General features: G+C 40.3%; 6 protein-coding genes. All 6 read right to left on the bottom strand.

Annotation, left to right across the window (positions count from 1 at the left end; genetic code table 11):
- Nucleotides 1–9 precede the first annotated feature (9 nt).
- Nucleotides 10–2,685: a hypothetical protein gene (locus tag AC1DFM_RS10465; RefSeq protein ID WP_477076668.1), complete on the bottom strand. Its 2,676-nt coding sequence runs from the start codon at nt 2,683–2,685 to the stop codon at nt 10–12.
- A 72-nt stretch (nt 2,686–2,757) separates the two neighbouring features.
- Complete coding sequence (locus tag AC1DFM_RS10470) at nt 2,758–3,438, bottom strand: hypothetical protein (RefSeq protein WP_477076669.1); 681 nt, start codon at nt 3,436–3,438, stop codon at nt 2,758–2,760.
- Nucleotides 3,439–3,452: 14 nt separating this feature from the next.
- The gene (locus tag AC1DFM_RS10475; protein WP_477076670.1) at nt 3,453–6,008 is read right to left on the bottom strand and encodes a hypothetical protein; all 2,556 of its coding nucleotides are present in this window, start codon (nt 6,006–6,008) and stop codon (nt 3,453–3,455) included.
- Between the two features lie 8 nt (nt 6,009–6,016).
- Nucleotides 6,017–10,600 (bottom strand): hypothetical protein, encoded by a 4,584-nt coding sequence (locus AC1DFM_RS10480; RefSeq protein ID WP_477076671.1) that lies wholly within the window; start codon nt 10,598–10,600, stop codon nt 6,017–6,019.
- Nucleotides 10,600–11,439, bottom strand: coding sequence for a hypothetical protein (locus AC1DFM_RS10485; RefSeq protein ID WP_477076672.1), 840 nt, complete (start codon nt 11,437–11,439; stop codon nt 10,600–10,602). Before AC1DFM_RS10485 ends, AC1DFM_RS10480 begins: the two co-directional genes overlap by 1 nt.
- Before the next feature lie 456 nt (nt 11,440–11,895).
- Entirely contained in the window at nt 11,896–12,579 is a 684-nt protein-coding gene (locus tag AC1DFM_RS10490; RefSeq protein ID WP_477076673.1) for a hypothetical protein, read from the bottom strand.
- Nucleotides 12,580–12,811 lie beyond the last annotated feature (232 nt).

The raw sequence follows: 12,811 nt of genomic DNA on the forward strand, positions 1-12,811 counted from the left end.
GTTTTTATATTACCTGCCACCGGAAGCGGCACTATTTATCAGAGGATTATTTGGGAATGGATTCGGGGAAGCAATTCCAGTAGGAGTAGCGGAAACACCTGTTAAAGAGAGTAGGAATTTTTCTGTTACATCTTGAAGCAAAAAATTGCTCAGCTCATTCCATCCAGAAAAAAGAGTAGTGTTAATAGGAACCTCCAAAGGTTTTTTTTCCGCCTTCGAAGTATTGGTGACATAAAGTTTTACTTTATATCGACCACCAAAGTTTTCCACTTCATGACGGACGGAAAATCTCCCGGTTTTTCCATTATTTGTAGGAATTGAATTTTCAAATGAATTGCCTGTTCTTATTCCTTCGCCAAGATCAAGTAGGGTCCTGGTGGTAGCCAGGTAATCGGGCATACCAATTTTGTTGATTTTTGCCGTTTGAGAATCCAAATCGATATATTCTGGCTGTCCTTTATTTACGTCCACGTTGGAAATGCGAATCCGCACTTTTCCATCTCGGGACTGAACATAGGAGTAAGCCGTATTTTTACCGTTTTCCTCGCCGATCATTTTACGGACAATTGGCCAGTCAGTATGCCCACCCATTTCGGTTTCACGGGCGTTAGCTGCAAGGGTCTGGACAAAATTTATGATAGGTCTTGATTCCTCCGGCTTTGAAGTTGGGACAGTAATAGCAACTTCATTGAAAATTCCTTTGTATTTAGTTACACTCTGATTAATATATTTCTGTTTCTCTTTTACTAAAGCATTAGTCTCCGCTGTGATCGAAACATTAGCTTTATAGAGATTTTCAAGGTGCTGCCTGGCAATTTTATCCCCGGGTAGACCGCTTCTTAGTAAATTGTATTTATCCCTATCAAGGCCGTAGGAGGCCAGTTCAAAGTCACTTAGTTCAGGCATGTATGCACCACCTGGACTGCCTACGCCGAGAGACGGCGTGCTGACTAGCTTTTCATCTATGAGCTGTCGATATTTACGCACTTGGTCAGGAGATATTTCAATACCACCGACATTTACGGAAGGTAGCGCGTTAAAGGCTTTGAGGGCCTGCTGGGATTTCTGATAGGAGGGTAGTGACGATATATGCCTGTCTGCTTCCTTTTCAACGCCGGAAATTACTTCTGCCAGTCTGTTAGTGACAAGTTTTTTTTCATCAATATCGGCAAGTGTTTGCCGGATGGTAATATCAAGATTGGGATCTCCTTTACGAAAAGAATCCCACCAGGAGCCAATCGTAAGAGCAGCTTCCTTTTCCATACCTGGCTTTAATACATATACTTGTTCCTGAATTCCATCGCCATTTAAATCTTTGATAGTTTTGGAAACAAACCTATCCCCGAAATTGCGATATAGTAGATCATTGGTTTGCTGTACCGTTGCTGAAGAAGCATCCAGTAATTGCCGCTTGAAATTATCCAGAGTAATATTTTGTCGCTCAATTTCAGGTTGAGCAAGCACGGTTCCTGTAAGCGGTGTAAACAATCCCTCATCCTCATCCTCACCCTTTTCAGATTTTTTGGATTTTGAGCTTTTTGAACTTTCATTAAGTGATTTCTGAAGACTTGCCCAAATCTTGTATTCCTCCAGTTGTACTTTATAGGCCGGATTATCGACGATTTTAGTAGATGTCTCCTGAAAGCCAATACGGCTACCAATGCTGTTTAGCCAGTTTTCATAGTATATTGAACTTTTGATTGCATCGGGATTTTCCCGGGCGCCGGATCTGTACTGCTTTTCACTATCAGAAAGATCTGAGAGTTTTTTTTCAACCACTTTTATTCGCTCCCGCGTAGCATCAATGGCCTTTGGGTTACTGGCAGTGGTAGTGAGATTCAACTGTTCCTGGGCAAGGATAGACTGGTAATATTTTTTGGTGTCTGAAAAATGATTACCAATAATTTTTGAAATGCCGGCTGTATCCTCCTCGTTACGGAAATGATATAAACCAGAAATTGCCAGCTGCTCTCTTTGAGCCGGAGTAAGGAGGTTATTGATCTCAGTAGCTATTTCATCGGGCCGAAGCTCTTTAACACTAGTTTCAATGAGTGTTTTACCGTCTTTTCCCTGTACCTGGTTATCTACTTTTTCAATAGCATAAAAATCTCCATTAGGTCTTTGTACCAGTGTGGAGTTAGGTTTAGCATCCTTCCATGCTTTAATAACGTCTGCAGTTACGTCCTGATAGGGTTTATAGCCACTGGTCGAATAAACAGCTCCCAGCTCGGGACTCCCCAGCCATGAACTCATCTGCTTTCTAAGTATCCATTCATTTTCCGGCGCCCATTTACCAGCTTTACCAGTTTTAGCATCGGCAATATCCTTTTCATCTTTTAGGTATTTCCTGCTACCACTAATAGCCTGCTGAATGTTTGCATCATTTTCAATGATACCAGCCATACTTCCTACCTGGTTAACAAGTGACTGTGAAGACCAATCAGCGGCGGCAGCATTATTTACCTTTGATCTGATATCGGTTATCCTGGTATTTAAATATTCCTTATCTACATCGCGCACCAACTCAGCTCCGAGGCCTGAGAGTTGCTGCAGATAGGAATTAACTTTTGTGATACCAGAATTGTAATCAAGCTGTTTTTGCAGACCAACGGAAGAATATATATCTATGGGAATTTGCTGAATATAAGGGTTGAATTGCCGTGGCTGCTCAAGGAAATTTGCCATTGTACAAAAATACAACGGCTATATTCCGGGTTATAGGTATTGTTAATTTGAGGAATTAAAGTGTTTTCAAAGCTAAATGGAATTCATTGTACTTTCATATTTGTTATAAAAATTCCTTATTGAAACCGCATATACATCATTTTCGTTAATAAATTTATCAACAAGCATTTTTAGAGAGGGTTCCAATTTCAAGTTAAAAAAGACCTGCATCTTTTGGTTTAATATGGTTTTTGCGTTTGTCTCCAAAGTAGAATCTGCAATTCTATTTGATATTATCTCGAATGATTTAATTAAATACAAAATATCATCTCCAGTTCCTTGATCTCTGAAATATCCATATGCATTATGTTTTTGAAATGCAACTTCTCTGCAAAACTTGATTACTGCGCCAGTAGATTTTTTTTCTTGAATATATATTACTTCACCATTTTTTTCCGGTTTTATGGTAATGGTAATATTATCAAAATCAACCATCATTTGCTGTATAAGTAGTAAAATTAAATCTTGTTCATTTTTGGCATATTGCTCATCATTTGTTTTTTTCTGTGCTTTGAATGTTTGCCAAACAAAAAATATAGTCACAGCATTTAATACAGGAGCTGTAAATCCGCTGATGGCCGTTGCTATTGATACAGACTTGGGATCTGTCAAATTCAAAATTGGTAAAAGGGCCGGCAACTGAAATAGAACTACAGCAATAACCGAAATAACACTTATAGCTGCTATTGTTATGGACAGATCCTTTAAATTCATAGTATGAAATAATATTATCTATGAATATACGATGGTTTTGCCAGCATTGCATTTTTTTTCTTCATCATTTGATTCCAAAGGTAGTAATCCATTTTTGCTTGTTCGGCGCCGGATGGAGTGTTTTCTACCATCTTCTTTAAATTTCCATTGCCATCATATTCCATCCGTTGACGCTGATAATAATCTATGTTTGCAGATTCATTATTACCGCCAAAGGAAAGATTGTTATCAGGTAGAAAATTAAGTGAGCCCCGATCATTAAATTCATACTGAGGATACAAACTGGAAACGGCATTGTAGCTTTTTGTTTCAAGACGGTTCTGACCAATTTTTGCTGCCAGGGAAGAAACGGCGTTGTAAATATTTTGGCGAGTATTAGCTACAGCCTGCGTTTGCCTTGTAAATTGGGTATCTGCCAGCTGGAGGTTTTTCAGCTGCGCATCATTAAGTAATGCGATGTTTTTATTGGTGATATCATTTGTTGTACCCTGATTGGTGCGAAACTGATCAGCTAACACACCGGAATCAGCCAGGTATTTTTGACCGGCAAGTACTGAAGCAGCAGCCGAATTATTATCGGCTGACATGGATGCCCGGTTAAAGGAAGCCTGGTTTTCATTGAGCCTATCCTGAAAACTTACCTGGTAAGGGCTGAATAAATCAGGCTCATATCGCTGTCCAGGCACAAAGTCAGGCCTGTCAATTAAGGCCAGGAGTTCGGGGCCTATCTGAGATATACCTAAAGGATTTCTTACTGGTGGTTTGCTTCCATTAGGGGGGTAAAGTTCAGGTAAGTCTGGTATAGGAACTGTCTTTTTCCCTGGTGGATTAATGCCAGGCCCTGGATCATTGGTGTATTTACCAGGAATTGTAGGTTGTCCCGCAACTGGCATCTGTGGAGGATGGATAGAAGCATCGATTACTGGATCTTTTGGCCTACCAGTAAATAGAAAGTCAAGATCATATAATTTGGAGTCTTCACCGGTCGTGATATGATTAATGAGATTTTTTAAATCCGCATCGTTTAACTCCCCAACTTTTCTACCTTTCAATGTGCCTGCATCCTGTTTATATCCTTCTGAGTTTGTCCACCGTTTAATTGCATCTTCTACAGTTCTGGATTTATACCCAGGGCCTTTTAACAGCGTTTTCATGGCTGTTAACCCGGTTTCCTTATTGGGGAAAACAGCAAAGTTCCCACCATCGGTTGCCCTATCACCTTGTTTAGCACCAAATTTTTTGGCAAGCCAGGGAGCATATTTAATATTTCCGGGATTGTTGTGCCGCTCTGCCATACTAGGTTTACGAACCTTTTTCCCATCCTGTGCTTTATCAGATTGATAATTGCCGGAAGAAAGCAGCTCCCTCTCCTGGAGAGCGGATAATCTATCTTTTAAGTAGGATAGCTGGGCTAAATCATTGCTGGCAGCTACTGACTGAAGATTTGCTGAGTTGTATTTTAGCATTTCAAATTTATCTTGTTGGTCATTGCTGCCCATGGCAATGGCCGATTTCTCAAGCTTTTTAATAGCACTAGCCTCATGTTTACCGATCAGTTTTGCAATCTGTTTAAATTTTTTTCCTGTACCAGGTACATTCAAATTACCGAAGATGTTGAGGTCACCTTGTTTGTCAATATATGCAGGCTCACCACCTTCTACTTCTACCCGGGTACCATCGTAACTAATGGGAATACCTCCCTCTTCATGGCTGGGGCCTTTGAATTCTACCATGGATGAGGGACCATTATTTGAAAGTGGCGTTACCCGTCCTCCATTTTTCATAATTGCCTGAGATCCGGTACCATGCATGTACGGGTTATATCCGGTTGTCTGGAGTTGTTTTCTTTTCAACCGGTTAAATTCATTTTGACCTGCCTGCCTGTCATAGAGGTTATTTATGGCGCCGGCAATTCCGGTAATAAGCGGTGCAGTATTTAAATTCAACTGTGGTATCTGAAAACCGGCTTTTACATGCGTTGCTTTAGAGCCATTATCAGGAAAAGATGGATCGGCGCTAATTTGACCGTTTTCGGTATTTAACAAGTACTGAGGATTTCCAGGTTCAGGTCCCTGCAGTGTTGCATTCGCCGGAATGTATTTTTTGTTTTCGGGATTATTAAAATATGCGCTTATCGCCGGATCAATTGTCTGATAAGGGCGAGAGGGTATATTCTCCAATTCAGAAGATATGTTTCTCTTCCTGCCAATTGGAATAATTTCACCGTACTGGGCTTTCCTGATTATTTTGCCACCGTTTTTAATTGCTGGTAAAATCTTACCGGTACTATCTGTTTTGATTGCAGATATTTTATTCTCCGGAAGGTATACCCCTGCAGGATATCCTTTTACTGGGCCATAATCTATCTTCTGATTGGTGACAGCGTTGTTCTTTAGCGTAAAATATGTTATCTGGTCAGGTGTTGCAGTTGCCGGACTATATCCCCATTTTGACTGGGAGAATATCGCTGATGTAGGTACTCCCCACTCCCGGGACAACTGTAAGATCCTACCGGCGCGGTTTTTCATAAATTCTTCTTTTCTCCGGGCTTCGACTATGGGATCGGGCATAACAATGGTTATTTATAGGATTGCTGAATTTCAGGTTTAACAAATTTTGAAATCAGTCGGTACTGATTGCCGGCATTATATATTAACCGGATTCGGGCTTCTTTTGCTCTGATTTTTGTCTTTTGGAAAGTATGACTGCCGTAATCCAGGCCAGTAAATATTTTGTCCAGGCTATTTTTATTACAAGGGCGGTGATAGAAAGGCTGACCCTTATCTTTTACGATATCAAAGAATGAATTAAATGAATACAGATGGTCAGACCTGCTATAAAGTATTTGCCTTGAAGTCAGGGTGTTTCTGGGATAAGATAGATATGCTTTCAAATTTCCTCTGGGCTTGGGAGTAAGCTCCAACAATCCCGAGCACTGGCTATCGGTATAAATAATTGCGTTGTTAAAGTAAATGTCTTCTACCGGTTCGGAAAACACGTCCCTCCCGGTATACTTTAAAACAGTAGTATAATCGGAAAAGGCGCCGATAATACCATCAAATGGATAGTTTAAAATCGGGTATTCCAGTATATAATCCTGCTGATGGCCATAAAAGTTTCCAAATCTGTAGGGGTGATTGTGGTCATAAAGACCGCTCATTATTCCTGACTGAAATAGGGTAGGGTGAGCCACATAATAATTTGGAGCATAACTATGAAATGACACCCAACCACGAACTTGAAAATTAAAAGAAATCGTCCAGGAAAGATTACAGAATTGTTCCGAGTCTTGTGTAGATACTTCAATCCCACCGTTTACGAAGCGTTTGCCATCAAATTTAATTTCGGCGTTTAAAGGCTTAAAGTCTGTTTTTGTGATGATAAGTCTTTGTAGGAAAGCATCATAAACTCCGCAGATTCCAATACCGGCAAAATTGTTATCTATATCCACACCAGGAAAATATCTGCTGATCTCAAATGGAAGGCTATTTTTAAACCACTGACTCATTCCATTATCGGTAAGTTCTGTCAGGCTATTACCTTTTAGCAACAATACCTGTCCGCGCATTGCATCTACCCATATATGGCCGGCAGGCGTACTTAGGAAAAAATTATGAGATGAACCGGCGAAACCTGTATCATTTTGCAAAAAATCCAGAGGAGGTTGGGAAAACATAGCAGGATTTCCGAGATATGCGGTGGTAGTTCCAGTATTTAGTGTAGCCATCACATTATACACCAGGCTTTTATTTGCAAACCTGGCCAGGATACGGGTATCTTCGATGCCGTTTATCCCACATAGTGGGCCAAAGCTTTTGGGTAGATCGAAATAATTAACCGGCCTGTAAATTAACCAGTTATTTTTTGTTTCCTCCAGATGCGCCTTCTCAGAGTAAATAATGCGGTTTTCAAATATATGCTGGCACTTTTTGAAAGGATCATAATCCTGTCTCAGGGATGCAAAAAAGGTTTCCTTATTCTGTTTTGAGTAACTACTATTATACACATACTGGTTGTCATTGGCGATCGATACGTTTGTTTCCTGAAGCCAGTGATCGGGAATAGAGGTAGATACACGAGGGAAATAATCACCTTCCCCGGAATTTGTAGCCTGCCTCATATCAACGTTGACTTCAGATTCGGTAAAAAAATACGGGATCCCGTAAGCAAAAAGATAAGCCCTACCGATTTCATTCATATTTTTTGTGCCTGGACAATCCAGGTTGACATTGGTAACGCCAAGCACCTGCAGGTAAGCCTGAAATAGTTTATTTAAAATGGTAAATCCTGCCCTCAACGGTTTGGTACCACCAGAAACAAGATTTCCAACGATGGTCCAAAAGCCCAAATCAGTCAACGTGTGGATTTCATCCTCCAAACCATTTAAATCCGCATCGATATCAACTGGTTTTGTAGAATACCAAAACATTGGGTATGCAACATTACCAAGATCATCCAAGTTAATATCTGTAGAATCAGCCTTCCCAACTGTTTCATCGATAAAAAAGGGGAATTTCCGTTTTAATCCGAACCTGTTAATAAAAATGTCTCCGCCAAAAATGGTTCCCAGGTCATCATGTTTTTTCCCATCAGGGGCATATAAATGGTGATAATATCCTGTATCAATGCTTTCATAGCTGTACATTCTGCCGTACTGGTCAGGCATCTCTTTTTTTATAGCCCCATAATAGGCGCAGATGTTTCTTTGTGTTAGGGCGCCCGGATTAGCGGTACATCCGCTTTCAGAAATTAAATACCGGGAGTTATCCTCAGGTATATCTGGCGCAACCTGGTGTGGAAAAGGAAATCTACCACCTGTTTTAAGATAAACAGAACTTTCTCGACGCAGGTTATTAATAGGGGCAGTATCGCCGATATTCTGTATACCAGCGGTCAGATAAGCGCCGGTAACAATAGATCGAATTTTATTCCCATCATCGCCAACAGGGTAGCTGTTACAATAATCACCTACTCCGTTTAATTGCCAACCGTAATTAATGGCTGGGGTAATGTTCCTGATAACTGAAAGTGTTGCCTCAAAAGAGGGGATGACTCCACCTAGTTCAAGTCCTGCTTGCGCCTGAAAGGCCTGGAGCCCAAAGCCACCGCCTACAGACAGGGTAATTACAGATGACATACCGGCAGAAAAAGCAAGGCGGGTTGCGTCTTTTGTAAGAAATTTATATTTAGCGTTGTCCTTTACCTGAACATAATGTGACAGAGATTTACCGAATTCTACCGTTTCCATCTTTACGTACCCCGAGTCTATACCAAACGGCTGGTAAAAATGGGTATCCGGTGAATGAAACGTAAACCTGGATTTGGAGTCAGACCCGGAAAAACCGTTAAGTTTTGAAGCGTGATTAAGTCCTGTTTTGGGTTTGGGCTTAGCCGACGACAAAAATGGATCAGGTCTTAAATCATTGAATGGATAATTTGGGTAAAAATAATCTGATCCTTCAAAGCTGTATTTACCCACGTTGAAAAATAGCCCTTTGGCAACAACGCTTTTGGAGTTTGCTCTGTTTGCCCGCAAGATCTTGAAGCCTACGATCTGACTTTTTTGGAAATCATTTAGGTCCGATTGCTCGATGGCCTTATATAAAGATTCAGCATCGATTCTTACGCCTTTAACAAATATTGAATGGGCGAAGTCAGCAGAATAATCTGTATTATTATCATGTATGGGGCAAATGGTGCTATCCGGAAACTTGTGATGACGAATATGTTTACCTGCGAGATCTCCCCAGATAAAAGTATTGTCCGGATAGGTTTCAAGAGACTGCCAGTAACCAAAATCACCATATTGATAAGGCCCCTTGTAGCAAAGGTCCTTCTCATGTCCGGCATACTGTTTACAATATCCAGTTATCTTCGCGGTATTATACCGCTGCCATCGCATTAACTGCCTGGGAGGCTTACATCCATCCAGGTCACCGGCTGCAGCATCGTCACCGGTAATGATCTCCAGGTCTGAAGGTAGTGGTTGCCTTCCGGGTATATGGCACTTTTCGGTAATTTTTCCATTCTTTAAAATAAAACACCCTTCAAAAGCATAGACCTCATCTCCCATATGGCCTCTGTAAAGTGCCGTATTGATGGCGTTAAAATACCCTTCACTTTTTATATAAGGGATTTTCCAGGTTTGAAATTGTAATTTAACCTTTGACCATATCTGCTGATAGTTAGTGGCTGCAGCGTTTTTTAACTTCGCCCACAATAAAACGTTATCACTCGTAGTCACATCACCTGCAATATCGTAATAGGGAAACCGCTCGAAGATCTCCTCCATGCTAATACGAATAGTGGTTTTTGTGGCGCCGGTAAAAGTCAGTTTATTCTCATTGCCATCTATATGATAGGTGCCAATAAGCTCGGCGCTGGTTATACCGTTAATCGTTTTGATAACTACAACATTGTAATAGTCGTACACTCCGCTGGTATCAAGCCCGGAAAATGTCAGATTTATTGCTGAAGTACTTTTGAGGTTAAAATCCTGACTGAATTTGTGCTCCCAGATATCAACCGGATTGGTGATGCCATAAAAAGATGTATAACCCTCACCCTTGAAATTGGAATATTGAATTGCAAACTGGTAGGCGCCCATGTTAAGGTCTCCTCCAACAGTAATTTCAGTAGGGGTAATCACCGGGATACTAAAATTTGGCTGGACAAGTAACTGATTACAGTCCAATGTGCCATTCTGTAATATTGGTGGGTTGTCAATATCTAGCCACCTTCTGGGATTTAGCCCATCAGTCCAGTAGATCTGACTGGAGCAGTTGGTCGTTTTAACTACTACTGAATGTATAGGATAACTTAGAGAAAACGCAAGACATTTATCATTTGCCACTGTATGATATATACCACTATCGTTTATTTTATAACCAATCTCAGAATCATTCGATAATGGGTTTACCAGGAAAAATACAGTTCTGTTTAATTCCGGAATGTTTTTTACACCTAAAACAATGTACCCTTCTTTAAACTGCAAGGACAACGAATTGGATCCTTCATTTTGATAGGTAAAGCTTTTGCCATCTGAACCTTCTATTACTGCATTTAGCGCATAGATTAGCTGACCGGCCTTAAGTTGAGAAAGGACCGAATCGGAATTGATTCCTGAATAGTAATTTTGAATATCTCCTTCTCTTTCAGCCATCACCTTATTATATAGGGATACAGTGCCCTACGTTGTCTGTTTATGGAGTTAATTTTCTGAAATATGGTTTGTTTCTTTATTTCTGCATCAGCCATGATATAAGCGTCCAGATACTCTTGCTTATAGTTTTGATACTTTCTTTCAATCTGATTGAAAGTTTCATCAGTGACTTCATTGTAGAGTTGTTCATAGATTTTAAATTTTATGAAGGCTTTGATGTATTCTGATATCCGGTAGTTATCAGGAATAAGCTGATACTGGTTTTCATCAGTATCTTTCACATAGTATTGCAAAAGAAGAAGTCCATCTGAAAACAGCGTATGTATGTGACATCCTTCTATATGGTAGCTGCCGGAATCATTTCTCCTTCCAGGAAATAGCTGTTGTGATAAAGTGAAGCTGTACATTAGGCTACCAGTAATTTTATGGTAACGATAATAAGTAGTTTCACATGTGGGTGAATTACAGTTATTGGGATTATCTGTATGGGTAACGGTGCAATGGTCTTCCATATAAGTTGCAGATGGTAACGAAATGTTGTAGATGACATTTGCACAGGCCCATACTCCTCGTTCACTAAAAAAATCATTTGGCAAGGTGCCCTGATAACCGGAAACTTCCACCACAGTTTCAACGATTTTATAGCCACTTCTCCCGAGCTTAGAAAGAGCCTTTTCAGTATAAAGTGGGAACATGGTGTCATCAACTACGCCGGTAGAGAAGTAACTTTTCATTTCCTCCTTTATTTCGGCGTAGAGTCCTTCTGCTGAAATAAAATCGTAGTTATAGTAGTAGGTTCCTGCTTTATTTATGGGGCCACTGCCTGATCTGCTCTGCATGCCTGGGTTGATTCTTTATAAGTTTAGCCAGCCTTCTTGACTGTTTTCTGGATGCACGAAAAGTAAATAGGGATGCCTGTTCAAGGCGTGAGGTATTTGAAAACCATTTCCATCTAAACCTATATCCATCTGTGTGTGCATTGAGATGATAAATCAGTTTTCCGTGGATTTTTGTCTGTACCCAGTTGACTGGCAGGTTAACAATAGTGCATCGCCGTCCTTCTTTAGTAACGATGTCTTTATATTTTCGTGGCCTGTATTTGGTAACCGTAATGTATCCAATACCAGATGGAAGTTTCACCTTCTCACCAGTAGTTATTAAGTGCTCCATAAGAAGATTTCCGAACTCATAGATAACTTTTCGAAATAAATCTTTAGAAATATCCACTTTCGGATACAACGTTCGGAACTCTTTGTAGGCATCGTTTCCGGCGGTTCGGTAATCTATCACGGGTCTCATCGGCTATCATCTTTTTCATCGCTTACACCGTCAACAGAACTGCTTTTGTAAATCCTTGCAAGTTTATCAAGTACCATCTGGGAGGCATTTTCGATTAAATAAGCAGGGCATCTGAATTCCAGGTCAAGCGGGTTTATACAGTTGGACTTTTCTGCTGCATTTGTGCAACTACAATTTTCCCCTTCCAGTTGCAAATCGCTTTCAAAGTAAGCCACCAGGTTTATTGCTTCAATATCAGGATCAGTTATATAGAGATAGCCATCCATAAACCAGAAGAAGCTTTTCTTATCCGGTATTTTTAGCCGCAAAATGTTTTCATACCGGGAAGGATTTGCTTCTTTGAATTTTTTGGTTCCATCAACGCTAAACACGCCCTGAATAGCCATTCCAAACGTTCCGAGGTCAGCAAGACCCTTAATTCTGCAACTGGATTTTCTGATGGTACATGCAGAGCTATAGCTGCAACATTCTGCCAGTGGTACTTCGCAGAGAGTGAGGCATTTTATCTGCTCAAAAATGGAGGCACTACTCCATAACCTTCTTAAGAGTAATTCCCTTCTGATAAGCAGAGCTGCGGCATTTTTAAGTTCAGAGGCGATGGTTCTATCATTAATAACAGAATCAGCACTCACCTGCTTTATTAGCTGGCGCAGGTTAGAAACAACCTGTCTTATTTTCATGACCTGGGGTTAACAATGGAGGTATTAATTAGAAAGAGAGATTGCAGAAGAGAGATAGTAAAGTTAAGAAAGGATATTTTCAAAAAGCTCCCCTTGAGCATCATACTTTAATGCCATGAGTTAAAAAAATATCATTTTGAAAATATAATATTTCTTATTATATTTCATTCTAAGTACACAATCAAATTCCTGATTCTTCCAATTTTAGCGGAAAACTTAAATGTTTACTGAC

This window comes from Chitinophaga sp. 05T412, from assembly GCF_056396465.1.

Excerpts from the sequence above, each read along its gene's own strand:
- AC1DFM_RS10480 (WP_477076671.1), bottom strand. The coding sequence starts at position 10,600 with ATGGCTGAAAGAGAAGGAGATATTCAAAATTACTATTCAGGAATCAAT.
- AC1DFM_RS10465 (WP_477076668.1), bottom strand. The coding sequence starts at position 2,685 with ATGGCAAATTTCCTTGAGCAGCCACGGCAATTCAACCCTTATATTCAG.
- AC1DFM_RS10475 (WP_477076670.1), bottom strand. The coding sequence starts at position 6,008 with ATGCCCGATCCCATAGTCGAAGCCCGGAGAAAAGAAGAATTTATGAAA.
- AC1DFM_RS10490 (WP_477076673.1), bottom strand. The coding sequence starts at position 12,579 with ATGAAAATAAGACAGGTTGTTTCTAACCTGCGCCAGCTAATAAAGCAG.
- AC1DFM_RS10470 (WP_477076669.1), bottom strand. The coding sequence starts at position 3,438 with ATGAATTTAAAGGATCTGTCCATAACAATAGCAGCTATAAGTGTTATT.
- AC1DFM_RS10485 (WP_477076672.1), bottom strand. The coding sequence starts at position 11,439 with ATGCAGAGCAGATCAGGCAGTGGCCCCATAAATAAAGCAGGAACCTAC.